This window comes from Nocardia sp. NPDC056611 (genome assembly GCF_042792755.1).
Taxonomy (GTDB): domain Bacteria; phylum Actinomycetota; class Actinomycetes; order Mycobacteriales; family Mycobacteriaceae; genus Nocardia.
The window spans coordinates 481,019-498,858 of record NZ_JBHTVV010000002.1; the positions used below are offsets into that span (position 1 = coordinate 481,019).

General features: G+C 67.5%; 16 protein-coding genes and 7 tRNA genes. 10 read left to right on the forward strand and 13 right to left on the reverse strand.

Going from position 1 to position 17,840, the window contains the following annotated elements; translation table 11 throughout:
• Positions 1-59: 59 nt before the first annotated feature.
• The 6 genes from ACFRAQ_RS10765 to ACFRAQ_RS10790 form a co-directional block, all read right to left on the reverse strand.
• On the reverse strand, positions 60-503 hold the full coding sequence (locus ACFRAQ_RS10765; protein WP_379097228.1) for a nuclear transport factor 2 family protein: 444 nt from the start codon (positions 501-503) through the stop codon (positions 60-62).
• Between the two features lie 93 nt (positions 504-596).
• Positions 597-669 (reverse strand) — tRNA-Gly (locus tag ACFRAQ_RS10770).
• A 216-nt stretch (positions 670-885) separates the two neighbouring features.
• A tRNA-Val gene (locus ACFRAQ_RS10775) sits at positions 886-960 on the reverse strand.
• Positions 961-977: 17 nt separating this feature from the next.
• Positions 978-1,050 (reverse strand) — tRNA-Gly (locus ACFRAQ_RS10780).
• A 116-nt stretch (positions 1,051-1,166) separates the two neighbouring features.
• Positions 1,167-2,039 carry a DMT family transporter gene (locus ACFRAQ_RS10785; RefSeq protein WP_379097231.1) on the reverse strand — a complete coding sequence of 291 codons (873 nt, stop codon included), beginning with the start codon at positions 2,037-2,039 and terminating at the stop codon, positions 1,167-1,169.
• 114 nt (positions 2,040-2,153) lie between these two features.
• Positions 2,154-2,642, reverse strand: a complete 489-nt coding sequence (locus tag ACFRAQ_RS10790; protein WP_357093990.1) for a MarR family transcriptional regulator — start codon at positions 2,640-2,642, stop codon at positions 2,154-2,156.
• Positions 2,643-2,762: 120 nt separating this feature from the next.
• On the opposite strand from ACFRAQ_RS10790, the gene ACFRAQ_RS10795 reads away from it, so the two are divergent.
• From ACFRAQ_RS10795 to ACFRAQ_RS10805, 3 genes are all read left to right on the forward strand, one after another.
• On the forward strand, positions 2,763-3,263 hold the full coding sequence (locus ACFRAQ_RS10795) for a DUF1772 domain-containing protein (RefSeq protein ID WP_379097235.1): 501 nt from the start codon (positions 2,763-2,765) through the stop codon (positions 3,261-3,263).
• Positions 3,264-3,493: 230 nt separating this feature from the next.
• Positions 3,494-5,239 (forward strand): amidohydrolase family protein, encoded by a 1,746-nt coding sequence (locus tag ACFRAQ_RS10800; RefSeq protein WP_379097238.1) that lies wholly within the window; start codon positions 3,494-3,496, stop codon positions 5,237-5,239.
• Positions 5,240-5,402: 163 nt separating this feature from the next.
• Entirely contained in the window at positions 5,403-6,626 is a 1,224-nt protein-coding gene (locus tag ACFRAQ_RS10805) for a C45 family autoproteolytic acyltransferase/hydolase (RefSeq protein ID WP_379097241.1), read from the forward strand.
• Between the two features lie 52 nt (positions 6,627-6,678).
• Here ACFRAQ_RS10805 and ACFRAQ_RS10810 read toward each other — a convergent pair.
• From ACFRAQ_RS10810 to ACFRAQ_RS10820, 3 genes are all read right to left on the reverse strand, one after another.
• Positions 6,679-6,753: transfer RNA gene (locus ACFRAQ_RS10810), tRNA-Val, on the reverse strand.
• A 25-nt stretch (positions 6,754-6,778) separates the two neighbouring features.
• Positions 6,779-6,849, reverse strand: a tRNA-Cys gene (locus ACFRAQ_RS10815).
• Between the two features lie 23 nt (positions 6,850-6,872).
• Positions 6,873-6,945: transfer RNA gene (locus ACFRAQ_RS10820), tRNA-Gly, on the reverse strand.
• A 370-nt stretch (positions 6,946-7,315) separates the two neighbouring features.
• On the opposite strand from ACFRAQ_RS10820, the gene ACFRAQ_RS10825 reads away from it, so the two are divergent.
• From ACFRAQ_RS10825 to ACFRAQ_RS10835, 3 genes are all read left to right on the forward strand, one after another.
• Positions 7,316-7,387: transfer RNA gene (locus tag ACFRAQ_RS10825), tRNA-Val, on the forward strand.
• 270 nt (positions 7,388-7,657) lie between these two features.
• A complete protein-coding gene (locus ACFRAQ_RS10830) occupies positions 7,658-8,899 on the forward strand; it encodes a cytochrome P450 (protein WP_379097244.1) in 1,242 nt (413 codons plus the stop codon).
• 358 nt (positions 8,900-9,257) lie between these two features.
• Positions 9,258-11,039 (forward strand): alpha/beta fold hydrolase, encoded by a 1,782-nt coding sequence (locus ACFRAQ_RS10835; RefSeq protein WP_379097247.1) that lies wholly within the window; start codon positions 9,258-9,260, stop codon positions 11,037-11,039.
• Positions 11,040-11,144: 105 nt separating this feature from the next.
• Here the strand turns inward: ACFRAQ_RS10835 and ACFRAQ_RS10840 are convergent, their stop codons facing one another.
• Positions 11,145-12,560, reverse strand: a complete 1,416-nt coding sequence (locus ACFRAQ_RS10840) for an MFS transporter (protein ID WP_379097250.1) — start codon at positions 12,558-12,560, stop codon at positions 11,145-11,147.
• A gap of 82 nt (positions 12,561-12,642) precedes the next feature.
• Between ACFRAQ_RS10840 and ACFRAQ_RS10845 the strand changes: the two genes are divergently transcribed.
• Complete coding sequence (locus tag ACFRAQ_RS10845; RefSeq protein ID WP_379097253.1) at positions 12,643-13,035, forward strand: STAS domain-containing protein; 393 nt, start codon at positions 12,643-12,645, stop codon at positions 13,033-13,035.
• A 4-nt stretch (positions 13,036-13,039) separates the two neighbouring features.
• Here the strand turns inward: ACFRAQ_RS10845 and ACFRAQ_RS10850 are convergent, their stop codons facing one another.
• Complete coding sequence (locus tag ACFRAQ_RS10850; protein WP_379097256.1) at positions 13,040-13,996, reverse strand: RNA polymerase subunit sigma-70; 957 nt, start codon at positions 13,994-13,996, stop codon at positions 13,040-13,042.
• A 463-nt stretch (positions 13,997-14,459) separates the two neighbouring features.
• Between ACFRAQ_RS10850 and ACFRAQ_RS10855 the strand changes: the two genes are divergently transcribed.
• Both ACFRAQ_RS10855 and ACFRAQ_RS10860 read left to right on the forward strand, forming a co-directional pair.
• Positions 14,460-14,747 (forward strand): hypothetical protein, encoded by a 288-nt coding sequence (locus ACFRAQ_RS10855; RefSeq protein ID WP_379097259.1) that lies wholly within the window; start codon positions 14,460-14,462, stop codon positions 14,745-14,747.
• Positions 14,748-14,841: 94 nt separating this feature from the next.
• Positions 14,842-15,348 (forward strand): STM3941 family protein, encoded by a 507-nt coding sequence (locus tag ACFRAQ_RS10860; RefSeq protein WP_379097262.1) that lies wholly within the window; start codon positions 14,842-14,844, stop codon positions 15,346-15,348.
• Here the strand turns inward: ACFRAQ_RS10860 and ACFRAQ_RS10865 are convergent.
• Both ACFRAQ_RS10865 and ACFRAQ_RS10870 read right to left on the reverse strand, forming a co-directional pair.
• Positions 15,336-15,797, reverse strand: coding sequence for a MarR family winged helix-turn-helix transcriptional regulator (locus ACFRAQ_RS10865; protein WP_379097265.1), 462 nt, complete (start codon positions 15,795-15,797; stop codon positions 15,336-15,338). The two genes, ACFRAQ_RS10860 and ACFRAQ_RS10865, sit on opposite strands and share 13 nt — an antisense overlap.
• Positions 15,798-15,893: 96 nt before the next feature.
• Positions 15,894-16,466: a hypothetical protein gene (locus ACFRAQ_RS10870; RefSeq protein ID WP_379097268.1), complete on the reverse strand. Its 573-nt coding sequence runs from the start codon at positions 16,464-16,466 to the stop codon at positions 15,894-15,896.
• A 376-nt stretch (positions 16,467-16,842) separates the two neighbouring features.
• Between ACFRAQ_RS10870 and ACFRAQ_RS10875 the strand changes: the two genes are divergently transcribed.
• Positions 16,843-17,832, forward strand: a complete 990-nt coding sequence (locus ACFRAQ_RS10875) for an endonuclease/exonuclease/phosphatase family protein (protein ID WP_379097271.1) — start codon at positions 16,843-16,845, stop codon at positions 17,830-17,832.
• Positions 17,833-17,840: the final 8 nt, after the last annotated feature.

Genomic DNA, 17,840 nt, shown 5'->3' on the forward strand with positions numbered 1-17,840 from the left:
CCGGGAATCGGTGTCCGGGCGGGGGCTGGCGAGTAGCGGACGCGCCGCGGCTGCCGCGCCTACGCCAGGCGAGTCGGCAGCGGGGCGAGGGTGTAGTTCTGCCAGACGTAGTTGTCCATCTGGTGCTGGTCACCGGAGAGGTTCACGACGCGGTCGACCTTGCCGTCGGCGTTGAAATGCCAGACGAGCGCCCACATGGTGTCGACCTTGCCCTCGCCGGCGGTGGAGTAGCCACGGTGGATGTCGACGACGTATTCGTCATTGGCCTCGAGGAAGAACGTCTCGGCCTTCATCCCCGCGGTCGAGAGCTGGTTGAAGAATTCGACGACCTCGTCGATCCCGTGCTTGGTGCCCGACAGCGGGTGGCGGCCGGGAATGGTCCAGCTGATGTCTTCGGTGAGGACGGCCCGCATCCCGTCGAGGTCGTAGCGGGCGTAGGCCTCGAAGAAGGCGGCGATGGCGGCGATCTTCGGATTCTGTTCGGTCACAACGTTTGTCGTCATGCCAAGAGGTTATTGCCAAGCTGCGGCGGGGAGAAGAATCGATCCGAAATGGATCTGGAACGGATCGTTATCAATTGATCCGGACTTCGGTTGAGCGGATGACGAGATTCGAACTCGCGACCCTCACCTTGGCAAGGTGATGCGCTACCAGCTGCGCTACATCCGCGTGCTCACCCGGCTTGTGGGTCGATCGGCTTGCGGGACAGAACATTAGCCTATGGGTGGGTGGGTAATGCAAATCGGCTGGAACCGGCGGTGCGGCCCCACCTCTTCGGGCCCGATCGGCCTTGCTTTCCGGCGAGTCGGGCTGAGGGCGCTCGACGACGTCGGTACCCGGAAACGCAGAAAGGCCCGGCGGTAGCCGGGCCTTTCTGTATGAACGTGGTGCGCGATACTGGGATTGAACCAGTGACCTCTTCCGTGTCAGGGAAGCGCTCTCCCGCTGAGCTAATCGCGCGGGTAAATCCCCCTTTGAGCGGATGACGAGATTCGAACTCGCGACCCTCACCTTGGCAAGGTGATGCGCTACCAGCTGCGCTACATCCGCGTGCTCACCCGGCCTTGTGGGCCGATCGGCTTGCGGGACAGAACATTAGCCTATGGGTGGGTGGTTAATGCAAATCGCCAGGAAAACGGGCGATTTCGGGCATGTCGCGGTGCCGGTCAGTCGGTCTCGGGCAGCGGGTCGGCCAGCGGAGCGGCCTGGGCGCGGGAAAGGCGCACCGCCGCAACACACATGACGACCACCGAGAGAGCGACGAAGGCGGTGCCGACCGGACCGGACCGCAGCCGCTCGTCGAGGACGGTCATGCCGAGGAAGGCCGCGCCCAGCGGCTCGGCGACGGTGAACGCCGGCAGCGAGGCCGACAGCGGACCCACCTGATAGCCACGCTGTTGCAGATACAGGCCCAGCAGGCCGCAGGCGGCCAGGACGTACAGCTCCCAGCTGGTGAGGGCGGTCCCGATGCTGATCGTGAACAACTGGGTGACGTTGTCGGTGAGGGCGGCCGAGACGCCGAAGAGCAGACCGGCCGCGGTGCCGAGCAGCAGGGCTTGCAGGGTCGGCGCGCGCACGGTGGTAGCCACCACGATGCTGACCGCGATGACACCGGCCGCCAGTCCCAGCGGCAGCGCCCAGCGATGCCAGGGCGCCTCGGTGACCCCCTCGGTCGGTTCCCCGACCACCAGGAAGCACGCCAGCGCGATCGACAACGCCGCCGCCTGCAACCACATCACCGTGGTCACCCGCCGCCCGCTGTAGTGCGCGGCCAGCGGCAGTGCGAACACCAGCGCCGTCACCAGAATCGGCTGCACCACCAGCACCGAGCCCAAGGCGAGCGCCGCCACCTGGAACGCGAACCCACCCGCGTCGCCGATCACCCCGGCCACCCATCGTGGACTGCGAATCAGATTGGCCAGCAACGCATCCCCTTGGGGGACATCCGCCGCCGCCCGTTGCTGCGCCACCGCGGACACGGCGAACAACACCGCGCCGATGAATGCGCACACCACCGCTGCCACAGGTAGGTTTCCCACCTGGTCAAGTCTGCCCGACAAGGTCGTCCCGGTCGGTTGGCGGGGCCGTCGAACGGGGCCCGAAATCGGCGGTCGAACTACCGCGCGCTGCGGCCCGGCCCCCGTGGACCGTGGTCAGTCGATCTCGTCGGCCCAGGCTTGGAGCCCGGCCAGAAACCCTCGCCGCTGCGTCGGAGTCAGCCGCCCCATCGCCCGCAGCAGCGCGTCCGACCGCCGGTTGATGAAGGTTGCCACGTCGTCGCGGCGATCGTCGGGCAGCGACAGCAGGGTGCGGCGATTGTCGGCGGGATCGTTGTGCCGACGTAACCACCCGGCTCGGTTCAGCTCCCCGGCAAGCTGACTCGCATTCGTCAGGCTGATGCCGAGCCGGCGAGCCAGATCGCTGACGCTGAGGCTGCCCGCCGCCAGCACCTGCGCGAGTACCGCGCCGTGCCGATTGCCGAGCCCGCCCGCGTCGAAGGATTCGCGCAACGCGGCGGGCATATCGCCGTGGGCGCGCCGGAAATGCGTGGCGATCAGGGGTGCGAGCGCCTCCAGTTGCCGCTGGTGTTCCGCACTCACCGGTGCGCCCGCGGCGTCCGCCGCTCGCTGTGGCCGAGGCACGAACCCCTCCCATCGATGTCGTACTGCGGTCTTGACAGATCCAGGATACAGGTTCGAAGATTTGAACTATTCGGAAAACTGAACCAATAGGAGACGGTGCTCTCCGCGAAAGGCTCATCCATGCGCACTCGACTGCTCACTGCGGCCGCCCTGCTCACCACCGGATATCTGTGCGGCGCCTTCGGATACGGATTGATCAATGTCGCGCAAGCGTTCAAGACGGTGCCGCTGGATGTGCGGTTCACCTTCCATACCGCGCTGATGAAGGTCAATGGCCCCGTCATGCAATCGGCGATGGGCTTGGCCGCCCTCACCTCACTGCTGCTGGCGATCTACAGCGGGGGAGTCGTGCGCCGCTCGGCCGCAACGGCTTTCGGCCTCGTGCTCACGTCCTTCGTCATCACCCGATTCGGCAATGTCCCGATCAACGGCAAGATCAAGCAGTGGGCCGTCGGCCCCCGTCCCGACGACTACGCGCAGATCCTGCACCGCTGGGGGCTGTTCCACATCGCCCGCACCGGCACGGCGCTGCTGGCCTTCCTGATCATCATCGCCATCGCGGTCTTCGCCCGGCCCGCTCCGGCGGACCGGGATCAGACAGTTCTGTCCGCCCCCAACTGAATTCGCGCGGCCGGGGTGGCGATCTGCGGCGGTGCGATCTGCTCGGCCGCCAGGTAAGCCCGTCGCCACCGCCGAATCCTCCTGGGCACCACCATGATTTCCGGCCTGAGATCCCGCGGCGGAACAAATTTCGCCACAGGTCGTAGCGGATTTGGCCGAATCGGATATCGCTGACGCTATGTCTAGTTAATCTGTGCGGTGTTAGTGAACCTGGAAGGCTAGGACCTCGCGTGAGCTACTCACTCATCATCGAGAACGGCACCATCGTCGACGGGACCGGCGCCGAGCCGTACACCGGCGATATCGCCGTGGAGAACGGGCGCATCGCCGCCATCACCCCGCCGGGCCGGCTCGCGGACACCGAGGCGGAGAACCGGATCGACGCGAAGGGTCTGCTGGTCACCCCCGGCTTCGTCGACATCCACACCCACTACGACGGCCAGATCACCTGGGATCCCCAACTGACCCCCAGCTGCTGGCATGGTGTGACGACCGTGGTGATGGGCAACTGCGGGGTGGGGTTCGCGCCGGTCACGCCCGAGAAGCGGGAGTGGCTGATCGGCCTCATGGAAGGCGTCGAGGACATTCCCGGCGCCGCCCTCTCGGCCGGAATCCGCTGGGACTGGCAATCCTTCCCGCAGTATCTGGACGCGATCGACCGGCTGCCGCTGGCCGTCGACGTCGGCACCCAGGTCCCGCACGGCGCGGTGCGCGCGTACGTGATGGGGGAGCGCGGCGCGAAGAACGAGGACGCCTCACCCGAGGACATCGCCATGATGGCCAAACTCGTGCGCGAGGGCATCGAGGCGGGCGCCCTGGGCTTCTCGACCTCCCGCACCATCGTGCACCGGGCCATCGACGGTGAGCCGGTGCCCGGCACCTTCGCCGCCGAGGAGGAGCTGTTCGCCATCGGCCAAGCCCTGGCGGACGCGGGTGCGGGAGTCTTCGAACTCGCCCCCGCCGGCATCATGGGCGAGGACCTCGCCGCGCCCGACCGTGAACTCGCCTGGATGGTGCGCCTGGCCGAACAGACCGGCCGCACCGTGAGTTACGGCCTGCTGCAACACGATGGCGCGCCCGACGACTGGAAGCGGCTGCTGGACACCGCCGGTGCGGCCTTCGAGGCCGGGATCCCGATCCGCCCGCAGGTCTCGGCCCGGCCGCTGGGTCTGCTGATCGGCCTGCAGACCTTCAACCCGTTCTCGTTCCGGCCCAGCTATCAGGCCGCGGTCGAACGCGCGGGGCACAGTCTCGACGCCCTGGTCGCCGAACTCCGCGATCCGGTCCTGCGCCGGACGATCCTCACCGAGGCCGACCTCCCCGACAACCCGATGGCCTTCATCAGCATGGGTTTGGACCGCACCTTCACCCTGGGCGATCCGCCGGACTACGAGCCGGATCCGGCGGCCGGCCTCGCCACCGACGCGGCCCGTGCGGGCATCGAACCGTTCGAGTACATCTACGACCAGCTGCTGACCCGCGACGGCACGGCCCTGTTCTACCGTCCGCTGCTGAACTATTCGGGCTTCACCCACGACCCGATCCGCGAGATGCTCATGCACCCGGCCAGCGCGGTCGGCCTCGGCGACGGCGGCGCGCACGTCGGCGCGATCTGCGACGCCTCCAACACCACCTACCTGTTGACCCACTGGGCGCGCGATCGTTCCCGGGGCGAGCGGATTCCCCTGCCGCTGGCGATCCGCAAGATGACCCTCGACACCGCCCAGATGTACGGCCTCGATGACCGCGGCGTCGTGGCGGTCGGCAAGAAGGCCGACTTCAATGTCATCGACTTCGAGGCCCTGCGCCTGCTGCCGCCCACCATGGCCCATGACCTGCCGGCCGGCGCCCGCCGTCTGCTCCAGCGCGCCGAGGGCTACCGTCACACGATCGTGTCCGGTGAGGTGGTGCTGCGTGACGGCGAGGACACCGGGGCCCGCCCCGGCGCTCTGATTCGCTCCCGGCGCGGTAACTGACACCGCGGGCTCGGTGTGTACGGGCCAGACCGCGCGGAGTCTGGCCGGTATCGATCACGATGCGCGGTAACCGAATCAGGTGACAGACGCCCTGATTGTGACCGTCGCGGGAATAGGTTGCGATACGTTTGCTGAACAGGACTCGGCAACCGGGAGGTTCGCGATGATCTCTGAGGATTCGTATCTGCTCGCCCCGGTCGTGGGCGATTTCATGTCGGTGCGGGCGGTGACGGTTCGTGGCGGGGACGAGGAGATCGGCGCCGATCTCGCCCGGCTCGGCCGCTCGGACTTCGCCGCCCGGATCGCGCCGTACAGCGATCCGGCGTACGCGCAGGCCCGGCGCATCTATTTGGAACGCAATCATCCGGCGCTGGCGGCGCGGGCCCGCGGTGTGGCATCGGTGTTCGGCGTTCCGGTCGACGGCGACGAATTCGACACCACCGCGGTCGGATACGACGTCCCGGGCGGTCCGGCGTGTTCGGCGGTGTGGTTCCCGCCGTCGATCACCACCACCGGGCGGCCGCTGTTCGGCCGCAATATGGATTGGTTCCCCCTGCCGCTGAGCGCCACCACCGGCATGGCGCCCGGTCCGGACGAGCACCCGTCCTGCTCGCGGACGGTGCTGATCACCACCCTCGGCGAATCCGGCCGCGCGGTTGCCCAATTGGGCTGCCACGATCTGATCAACCCCGGCTACGACGGTGTCAACGACGCGGGCCTGATCATGGCGTTGCTGGTCGATCACACCGCGCCCGGTAATCCGGGCACCAGTGGCGCGGGCTTCCTCGACCACGGCCTGTCGTCGATGCAGCTCGTCGGCTACGTGCTCGCGACCGCGACCACCGTCGCCGAGGCCAAGCGCGCGCTGCTGACCCAGCACATCTTCGTGCCGGTCGCCGAAAGCCAGCACTGGCTCATCGCCGACGCCCACGGCGCGGCCACGGTCTTCGAGATCGACCGCACCTCACGCCAGTACCGTTTCACCGACGCCCCGGGCGACGCGCCGTTCATCATCACCAACCACGCCCTGCACACCTATCCGGGTGTCGACACCTTCCCGCAGGTGGATCCGGGACGCGAGCACGACTCCTTCGTCCGCTACCGCATGCTGGCCGACGCCATCGCCGCGCACGACGGGTTGTGGGGCCCCGACGATGTCGACGCCCTGCTCGATGTCGTGCTGTGCGCTTTCGTCGACAACACGGCCGCGGGCATCACCGGCGGGCTGCCCGAGCGCACGCTGTGGAACTACGTGGCCGACCCGGTGGACCGCAGCTACCGGTTCCGGTTCCACCAGCGCGATCTGGGCCCCGAACCGGGCACCAACCACATGCGGGTGCAGCGCACCGACCACCTCGACTGGAGTCTGGACAAGGCGCTGGCCTGACCCGGAAATGCAGAAAGGCCCGGCGTGAGCCGGGCCTGATCTGTATGAAACGTGGTGCGCGATACTGGGATTGAACCAGTGACCTCTTCCGTGTCAGGGAAGCGCTCTCCCGCTGAGCTAATCGCGCGGGTCTTTTGCTCTTCAAAAAGAAGAGGCGGCGACGGGAATCGAACCCGTGTGCACGGCTTTGCAGGCCGTTGCCTCACCACTCGGCCACACCGCCAAGCAGGCCGTGTTGGCCCCTCGAGCGGATGACGGGATTCGAACCCGCGACCCTCACCTTGGCAAGGTGATGCGCTACCAGCTGCGCTACATCCGCATTTCGTCCCGGGCGCCTTTCGGCTGTCCCGCTGACGAGGTAGAACACTAGCCGACGATCTGCGCAGGTAACAAATCGCCTGGTAGATCGGGGTAATTTCGAACTACAGGCATGTGGTTCCGCCGGTCGGCCCGGGAGATGGGCGACCGCTGCGCACGAGTCGCCACCCATCCCACCCCGCCCCGGCGACACCCTCGTGACGCCCCGGCAACATCCCGGTGAAACCTCACCCGCCCCACCACCCCCTGAAACCTCAGTTTTACGCCGTTGTGCACGCGATTTGGTGTGATGCGAACGGGGTGTGTAATCTTCATTCTCGTTCGAGAGGCACGCAAGCGTCGCTCCAAACAGTCGCCTCGGCGACAGACCCGGTTCTATAGCTCAGCGGGAGAGCACTCGCTTCACACGCGAGGGGTCGCTGGTTCGATCCCAGCTAGAACCACAACAAAAGAGTAGGTCAGCGCCCTAAAAGGTGCTGGCCTGCTTTTTTTGTGCCAGATATCAACCCTCGAAACGGGGTCCGTGCTGTCGTGGGTGACGACCTCGCGGCTGTCCTTGGTGATCGCGATATCCATCTCGAGGGTCGACACCGAACCGGGCGATAGCCGTGCACGCGGGTGGCACACGTCGGTAGGGTGACCGTTCCGCGTCCGTCCGGGATGTGCGGTTTACGGCGGCGGGGGAGTGTTGTGCACCGCGTGAAGTGAGTTCGATGTCAGAGTCTGTGCCGTTCGTCCGTACCGGGGATGCCGCGCCGGCCGATCCGGGCGGTACCCGGGTACCCATGTACACCCCGGAATTCGCCGCCGACCCGCATCGCGCGTATCGCGAGATGCGGGAGAAGTACGGGTCGCTGGTTCCGGTCGACCTCGCGCCGGGCGTATCGGCCACCCTGGTGGTCGGATATCGCACGGCGGTAAGAATTCTCAACGATCCCGAGCGATTTCCCGCCGATCCGCGGGTGTGGCAGGCCGGGGTGCCCTCCGACTGCCCGGTACTGCCCATGATGCAGTGGCGGCCGAGTTCCCTGCGCACCACCGGGATCGAACATATGCGGTACCGGCAGGCCAATGCCGCCGCCCTGGCCGGGGTCGACCGATACGGGCTGCAGAGCGTCGTCGAACAGGTCTCGGTCTCGCTGATCAATTCGTTCTGCGCCTCGGGTTCGGCGGATCTGGTGCGCGACTACGCTTTTCCGCTCGCCTTCCAAGTGCTCAACCACCTGCTCGGCTGTCCGGTCGACCTCGCCGGGCAGGCGGCGCAGGGCTTTCGCGCGATCTTCGAGGGCATCGGCGCCGAACAGGGCAACATGCTGTTGGCCGACGCCCTGCACCAGCTGACGTTGCGCAAACGAACCCATCCCGCCAACGACGTCACCACCCGCATGCTCCACCACTCCGCCGAACTGACCGATATCGAGATGGTGCACCAATTGGTCACCCTCTACGGCGCGGGCATCGAACCGCAACAGAATCTGATCGTCAACACCCTGCTCCTGCTCCTGGTGGACGACCGGTTCGCCGGCAGTGCCCTGGGCGGCAGCCTCTCCACCCGCGACGCCCTCGACGAAGTGCTCTTCGACGACCCGCCGATGGCGAACTTCTGCATCAGCTACCCGCCCCGCTCCGTCCTCATCGACGACTGCTGGCTGCCCGCCCACCAACCCGTCGTCATCAGCATGGCGGCCTGCAACACCGACCCCGAGATCCGCAGCGGCCAATCGACCGGCAACAGATCCCACCTGGCCTGGAGCATCGGCCCCCACGCCTGCCCTGCGAGCTCCCTCGCCTACCTGATCGCCCAGGAAGCCGTAGACCAACTCCTCGACGCCCTCCCCGAAATCCGCCTGGCCCTCCCCGCCCCCCAATTATCCTGGCGCCCAGGCCCATTCCACCGAGCCCTCGCCTCCCTCCCCGTCACCTTCACCCCCGCCCCACCCCTCCCCGAAACCTGACCCACGCCCGGCCGCGTCGATTCGGCACAACGGCAGGGCGACACGCTGATGTAGTCCCACGCTGGTCCGGGGAAACCCCGCCCCGGACAGCCGCTTCGGCGGCGGGCTACGGCCTATTTGCTTTGTCTGGATGTCCCGACTGGTCATCGCGACCAGTCGGTTGAATCCAGTCTATTGTTCGCTGGGGATACTCGGTGAAATGTGTTCTGCGAGAGGGTGAGTCGCGGTATGTTTCGCCGGTTCGCCACGCGCTCGTATGGTTCGCTCCTACGATGAATCAGTGCCAGATGCGTTTCCTGGCACAGGTTTTCACCATTTTCATCATGCACGACATGAGTGGAATCGGGGTGTGTCGATAGTGACCGAACCTGTCCAGAACGTAACCAATGAAACCCTGGAAAGTATTGCGGCCAATGGCATGTGGGCCGATGGGCTGACCTTCACGCCGGAGGTGGTGCAGGTCGCGCGGGCGCTGCTGGCGGCGGTGCGCGGGGTCGCGCCGGCCGGGGTGCTGCCGCCGGAGTTGCAGGAGGTGGTGGATACCGTCCGGGGTGGCGCCGGGGTGGAGATCACGCAGATTCCCGGGGCCGACGGGGTGCTGTTGTCGGCGTTGACCGTGAAGCTGAACGGGGACGAGCCGCGTCCGGTGGTGGTGGTGCCCGCGGGGTGGAGTCCGCTGGGCTGGCTGCCGTTCGTGTGGACCTATCTGACCTTGGCCGTGGCGGGTTATCACGTGCTGGCCTACACGCCGCGCGGTCTCGGCACGCCGGGTGAGGTCACCACGTCGCAGGGGTTCATCGACGTCGCCGGTGAGAAGGACCGGGCCGACGGCCACCGCGTGCTGGACTACGCGCGGGAACTGTTCGGGCCCGGTCCCGTCGGCATGCTCGGCGAGTCCTACGGTTCGGGGCTGAGCCAGTTGATCGCGGCCACCGACCCGGGGGAGCGGGTGTCGGCGGTCGTCGCACTGAGTACCTGGGGCAACCTCGCCACGTCGCTGTACGACAACGGAACCCGGCACCTGGCCGCGATGCAACTGCTGGTCGATTTCACCGGTGGCACGCGCGAGGAGAAGTTCGACCCGGACACCCTCCGGATCCTCGACCTTTTCGAGCGGGGCGAGAACATGGACGAGGTCGTGGCCTGGGGGCTGGACCGCTCGCCGGAAACCTTCGTCGAGCTGACCAACTCTCGCGGCATCGCCACGTTCATGTCGAACACCTGGCACGAGACCCTCTTTCCGGTCAACGAAGTGCTCGACACGTTCAACCGGTTGACTGTGCCGAAGCGACTCAACGTGTGGATCGGCAATCACGGCGCACCCGAAGCCGCCGGACTGGTCGGAATCCCATTGGGATTCCCCTTCCCCGGCTTGCTCACGCCGATGCGAGAAGCGCGTGACTGGTTGGACATTCACCTGCGGGGCATCGACCGCGGCCCATCCGAACCGGTCAGCGATCAGATCATGTTCACCTACCGCACCCAGCCGATCGCCGGTGGCGCGCAACGGATCACCGAACCCGCGCCACGGGAAGCCAAGCTCGACTGGAGCGAGGTCAGCACCGAAACCGAACGCTGGTACCTCGGTAACGGCGGCGCGGACGGCACCCTCGTGCCGAAGCCGGAAACCGGGTGGACGCGCAGCTTCACCGTCGGCGACAAGGACTCCGCGGCCACCTCGGCCACCGCGGTCGCCGAGTTCCTGAAGACCGGGCAGCGGGAGTGCTACGGCAATCCGCAGCTCTATCAGGTCGGGGACTTCGAGCGGGACCGCCTGCTGATCTGGCAGTCCGAAGCGCTGACGGGTGGTCGCCGCGTGCGCGGCATCCCGGCCCTGCGCCTGTCGGTGGGCAGCACGGCCTCGGCGGCCACCCTGGTGGCCTACCTGTTCGATGTGGCCCCCGACGACACGGCCCGGATCATCACCCACGAGCCCTGCACGGTGCTCGAGCTGGGTCCGGGGGAGCAGCGCGTCGTCCGCTGGCGCCTGCAAGGCGCCTGCTACGACATCCCGGACGGGCACCGCCTCGCACTGGTCGTCAACGGCTACGACAAGCTCTACTCCTACAGCCCGCCCGGCACCACCACCATCACCTCACCTGAGTACTCCGAGTCCTACCTGGACCTCGAACTCGGCTGAGCAGTCCCGCCTCTCGCGCGTCCGGTGTGGATCGACGATCCTCGATCCACACCGGACACAGCTCTACTTCTTGCCGGATGCCGCGCCGGACCATCAGCCCGAGAATCAGAGCGCCTCCACTACGACGGGCGCGGTTGTGCGAGCAGAGCGTTCGGCGCGGCGCACCACGGCGACCGCCGTCACGACCGCGACGACGCTGAACCCGGCCGCCACCAGCGACCCGCGCTGGAATCCCGCCGTCACTGCCGCGGCCGGGCCGGTCGACACGCTGCGGCCCACCGCGATCGCCACTGCCGCCACGATGGCGATACCGAGCGACCCGCCGATTTCGCGCGCCGTCTCCACCATGCCGCCCGCCAAACCGCTGACCTTCTCCGGGATTCCGATGAACGCGGCGACCTGGAGCGAGGTCTGGGACAGCCCGATGCCGATTCCGACGGCGACGAAGCCGGGGAACAGATCCGGCCAGTACGCGGCATGCGCAGGTATCCGGGCGAGCCACAGCAGCCCGGCCGCCGCGATCCCCTGCGCCAGCGCCAGCGACCATCCCGCACCGAGTCGAGTGAGCGCGACGGGTGCGATGCCCGCCGCGGCCACCACCGCGGTCACCGCGATCGCGAGATAGGCGAGCCCGGTGCGCAGGGCCGAGTATCCGAGCGCCTGCTGCATGAGCAGCGACGCCTGGAAGATGGTGGCGAAGAAGGCGGCGAACACCAGTGCCGCAACGAGATTCGCGGCATTCAAGGTCGGACGCCGGAACATCGACAGCGGCACCAGCGGCGACGCGGATCGAGATTCGATGGCGGCGAACGCGGCCAGCAGCGCGCACCCGGCGATCAGGAAGCCCAGCGTCGTGGCCGAGGTCCAGCCGTGATCCACGCTCTTGTTGATGGCGTACACGAACGCGGTGAGCCCGGCGGTTACCGTGACCGCCCCGGCGATGTCGAACGGTCCCCGGTGGATCTTCCGGTCGGCGGGAACATATCTCGGGATCAGCGCGACCATGCCGGCCACGATCGGAACATTGATGAAGAAGATCCACTGCCAGCCCGGCCCCGCGGTGAGCGCGCCGCTCAGCACCACCCCGACCGAGGCGGCACTGCCGCCGGCGGCGCCGAACACGCCGAGCGCCTTGTTTCGGGAGGCCCCTTCGGGGAAGGTCGCGACGACCACCGCCAGGGCGGCCGGAGCGGCCAGTGCCGCGCCCACACCCTGTACCGCGCGTGAGGCGACCAGCGGGGCGAACGATCCGGACAGCCCGGCGGTGAGCGAGGCGCCCGCGAACAGTGCCAGACCCGTCCGCAGGATCCGGCGGCGGCCCAGCAGGTCACCGGCGCGACCGCCGAGCAGGAGCAGGCCGCCGAGCAGCAGCCCGTAGGTGATGACCACCCATTGCAGATCACCGGCGGCCAGGTCGAGATCGGATTGGATGGACGGCAGCGCGACATTCACGATCGCGATATCGAGGGTGACGATGAATTGGGCGCCGCACATCAATGCGAGGATCGCTCCCGGCTTCATGGTGGTAGGCGGCCGCATCGGTGGTGCGGATTGCCCTACTGGGGAATGTGTTTCGTTGACCATGCTCCTGACAACCGGCCGGATGCCGGAAACTCGTCGCGGCAGTGTGCTCGGGCCGCGACGAGTTTCCGAGGCCGTGACGGTGGTGCACGGTATGTACTTCGAACAGGCATCGCCGTCCGGTGGCGGCATCGTGGTGCTGGCCGGCGAGCCCGATGCGGGCCGCACCGCCGCGTGGTGTGCCCGCGTCAGCGCCCTGCGCGCCGACGGGCACCGCGCGATTCTGTGTGATGTGCGCGCACTTTCGGGTTGCGCGTCGGCGGTGGTGCAGGCGCTGGCACGAATCGCCCTGACGGCCAGGCGCTCCGGATGCCGGTGCGTGCTCGTGGGTGCGGACGATCGCCTGCTGATCCTGCTCGACCTGGCGGGACTGAGCGCGGTGTTCGACACCGCCGCGCCCGACTGCGGTGGGTGAACCATCAGTCCAGCTGGTGCGGTAACCCGAAGGCCCCGAACAGTTCCGGTTGCAGGAAGGTGTGCAACCGCGCGATCTCACCGCCCGAGCATTCCAGCACCTGAATGGCGAAGGCGGTCATCCGCCCGTCGGTCTCCCGGTACAGTGCGGCGGCGGGACACCCGTTGGCCTGGATCGGAATCAATCGCTTGCGACGGCATCCGATATCGGTTCCGATCAGCCAGCGGCGGAACGATTCCCGGCCGAACAGCCAGAACGCGACCGGCGGCATGTCGATGATCGCGTCGTCGCGCAGCAGCGACACGATACCGGCGATGTCGAATCGCTCGAAGGCGGCGACATAGCGTTCGAGTAGACCGGTGTCGATCGGATCGAGCGGCCGCGCGCCGCCGGCTCGCTGTGCCTGCGCCAGTGCCGCCCGGGCCCGGCGCAGCATGCTGTTGACGGCGTCGACGCTGAGATCCAGCAGTTCGGCCACCTCGGCGGCCCGCCAGCACAGTACGTCCCGCAGGATCAGGACGGCGCGCTGGCGCGGCAGCAGATACTGCAGGGCGGCGACGAAGGCGAGCCGGACCGACTCGTTCGACACGGCCTGCTCGGACGGATCGACGGTCGGGCTGCTCGGGAACGGCTGCACCCAGGTCGACTCCGGCAGCGGGGCGCCCAGCTCGCCGCGCGGGTCGGCCGCGGCGACCAGATCCATCGGCAGCGCCCGCCGCCGCCGGTCGGCGCTCGCGTCGATGCAGACGTTGGTGGCGATGCGGTAGGTCCACGGCCGCAGGCCCGCCGGATCGTTGAGCCGGGCCGCGGACCGCCACGCTCGCATCATCGTCTCCTGCACCGCGTCCTCGGCCTCCAGCACCGAGCCGAGCATGCGATAGCAGTAGGCGAGCAGGGCCGGTCGCAGCTCGGCCAGCGCATGCTCGACCGCGGGCGCGGCGAGGTCAGACGTCTGGTTCATGCGATTCTCCTCGCGGTCCGGGTGCCCGCGTCCTCGCACGGAACACCTTCGACTGATATGACCGCGCCGGCCGCCGAAATTCGTCGCGGTTCGGAGAATGCATCTGTGAGGGCGGACGGACGCGTCGGACGGATTGCTCAGCGCCGCGGGCGTCGGCCTGCTCGACGCGGTCCTCGTTGTCGGCGAGGTTCCGCAGGCGTCGCATCTCCGGGACGCCGGGCCATTCTGCGCTGCCCGTGGTGACGAACATGGTGATGATCCGGTCCAGGAGACTCACAAGTCACCACCTGCGGCGAGCCGGTCGGATCGAACGGAAGCGTCGCGCGTCGGGACGACGTGACGGCAGGACGGTTCGAAGAGCGCATAGTCCAGCCTGTCGCCCTTAGAAATGTGGTCGTTTCACCGGTTGTCTCGGCGACTACTGTTGCGGCTCTCTGGTTTTCGCAACGAAAGATGGATCTGTATGACGCACGTTCTGGTGAAATCGGCCGTGGCGGTGGGCTTCTCCGGTGGTCTCCTGCTCTCGGGGCCGGGAGCGGCTGCCGCGGACGTGCCGACCGGCGCGCCCATCGCCGACGCGGGATCGGCCACGCTCGCGCAGACCGGGTTCGGCACCGGCTCGGCGGGACTGGATCTGGCGACGGCGATGCTGCTCTGCAAGCTGACCGGTGGTGACTACCGGCTCTCGATCGGCATGTTGACCGGGCCCAGCGGCTGCCTCGGCGGGCTGCTCGGGATTCCGAAGCTCTAGCCGCGACCCGGCGTGGGATGCGCTCGGTTTCTCCCGGCGGTGCGGGTGACGCATACTGACGCCGTAGCGGTGAGGGCTAGTCAGGTGGAGTGTGGTGACTGAATCCGACGGGCGGGGCGGAAAGCTGGAGACGACAACGGTTTACAAGTCGTCGATACTGCGCACGCTGCTGCTGGCGGCGGGGGCGGGATTCTTCGTCCTGGTGGGGTGCGTGCTCATGCTGACCACCGAGGCGAGCTCGATGGTCGTGGGCGCGATGGCGTTCGTGTTCTTCGGCTCGTGCTGGGTGCTGCTGGTGCTGCAACTGCCGCGGCGGAAGCCGGAGCTGGTCATCACCGATCGGGGCTTCACGCATCGCCGGCTGGGGTCGGTCGACTGGGCCGACGTCGACCGGGTGCAGGTGTCGAGCATCGGCGGGCAGGCGTTCGTCGATGTGGCGCTCCGGGATCCGGCGGCGTTCCTGGCCCGCTCCTCGCCGCTGATCCGAGTGCTCGGGCGGCTGAATCAGGGCCTCGGCTTCAGTCCGGCGGTGTTCTCCACGCAGACGATGCCGGCCTCGCCGGACGAGGTCGTCGCGGCCATGCGCCATCACCGCGGGTAGGGATCCATATCGCGCAGCCGTTCCCGGTGAATGCGCTGCAGTTCGCCGACCCGGCAGAGGAATCCCGCGATCAGTTCGAGTTCGTCGGGGTCGTACCAGTTCAGCATCATCTTGAAGCTCTCCTCGGCCAGCGGGCGGATGAGCTCGCGCACGCGGCGCGCGGTCAGATCGGTGGCCACCACGATCACGCGACGGCGATCGGTGGGGTGCAGTGAGCGCGTGACATAGCCCTGCTTCTCCAGCCGGTTGAGCAGGACGGTGGCGCCCGCGGCGGTCAGACCGAGCCGTTCGGCCAGCATGCCCGGTGTCGTCGACCGTCCGCCGACGAGGACGATTTCCAGTGCGCGCCGGTCGGTCTCGTTCACCCCCAGCAGCCGGAGCAGTTCACGCGCCAGATCCTCGACCGTTCCGTGGTAGAGCTCCAGGGCTTTTCGGAGCTCCACTGCCATCCGAGCGGGTTCGGTGGACAATACAGGGACCCCATCCGATGGGCGGAACCTGAACCGGGCTGGTGGACACAGCCCGGTCCAGGCATTCTTACGGACTCAGCTGACGGTCGTGGTGGTCAGCGTCGGGGACGGGTTCGGGTAGCACGACGTCGCGACATTGCCGATGAACGCCACCTTGGTCGTCATGGTCATGCCCGGGTTGGCGAAACTGGTCCCCGCGTACTTGCTGGTGATCGGGGTGCCCGGGCTGCCGGCCGTGACATTGATGGTCACCGCCGGCGGGGTGAAGCTGGTGCCGCCCGCGATCGGGCCCGGCACGGTCAGAACGACGTTCCCGCCCGAGGTGGACACGGTGCCGGCCACGGTGCCGCCGGAGGCGGTGGCCGAGACCAGCGTCGAGTTCGCCGGGGTCGGGAAGGTCATCTTCAGGTTGCTGATGTTCGTCACGGAGAAGCCCGAGGCCGAACTGGGGACCGTGGAGGAGCCCGGGGTGAGGGTGATGGCCACGGCCGATCCCGACGCCGCCGAGCCCGGCGCGGTGCCGGTGACCGTGGTGGTCATGCTCGAGGTCTGGCCGATGCCGAAGATCGTGCCCTGGCAGCTCCAGTTCACGGTGACGGGCGCCGCATTCGCGGGCGCGGCCAAACAGAAAACAGTGGCCAGGGCCACCGGAGAAACAATACCGGCGCGAAGCAGTGTGGAGGCGGTCGTTCTCATAACTAACTCCCGAAATAGTGAAGCAACAGCGCGTTCCCGGTGGGGTGTGCCGCAACTTCAGGGGTTTGAAATGTAACCTGTTCGCATCATGCGGCGGCTGGAATTCGAAATAACGGTTTGGTATCGATGGCCGGTCAGGGGGTAGTTCTGGCAGATCGTTAACTGCAATTAGATATTTACGGTGGAAAGTTAATTTCATCAAGACTTCGATGCCATTCGATCGAACTCGGCGAGTATCCGGCAACAATCTTTATTGTCGTAAATAGGGGCGGTTTTCGTGGATCGGACCGGCATCGCGTAGCGTGATCGGCGAATAGGGGAGGGCTGAATGGTCAACGCGTTGGGGCAGCAGCAGGCTGCCGTCGAGCCGATCGCACGCCGCCGCGGCCTGTTCCGGTGGGTGCTGCCGGTACTCGGCTGGCTACTGCTCGCCGCGGGCGCGGCCGGGATCGGGCTGCACTACAACTCGCGGGTGTGGGAACCGGCCGTGCTGGCGGCGTCGTTCGCGTCGTACCTGATGGTCGGTGCGCTGGTCGCGGTCGTGGTGCTCGGACTGGCCCGCCGGTGGGTGAGCACCGCGGTGGCCGTGCTGGTGTCGGCCGCCGCGCTGTGGTCGCACGCGCCGATGCTGTGGCCGGGCGGGAGTGCCCCGCCCGGTACGGATCTGGTGATGATGCAGTCGAATCTGTTTCTCGGCCACGGGTCGGCCGAAGCGGTGGTACAGGCGGTGCGTGAGCGCTCGGTCGAGGTCCTGACCCTCGAGGAGTTGACCCCGGAACTTCTGGGCAAGCTCGACGCCGCCGGACTGGCCGACCTGCTGCCCCACCGATTCACCGCGCCCTCCGGCGGCGGGCAGGGGACCGGCATCTTCAGCCGCTACCCCTTGGAGGACGGCGTCAAGTTCGACGGCTTCTGGCTGAACAATCTGCGCGCCACCATGATTCACCCCGGCCGCGGCCCGGTATCGGTCTTCGCTGTCCACCCGATCCCGCCGCTCCTCAACGCCGGGGTGTGGGCGGACGAACTCCGCAAGATCCGCGACATCCTCGGCCAGGCGACCGGCCCGGTCGTGGTCGGCGGCGACTTCAACTCCACCTACGACCACGCCGCCTACCGAAACCTGGTGAGCGGCCGCTACGCCGACTCCGCCGAACTCCTCGGCGTCGGCGCCCTGCCGACCTGGCCGACCGACCGCTGGTGGGGACCGGTGATCGGCATCGATCGCATCCTCGTCGCCGACGGTCACGCGGTCGCGCTGTCCTCGCACACGATTCCGGACACCGATCATCGTGCGGTGATCGCGCGACTTCGCCTCTGACACGAGCG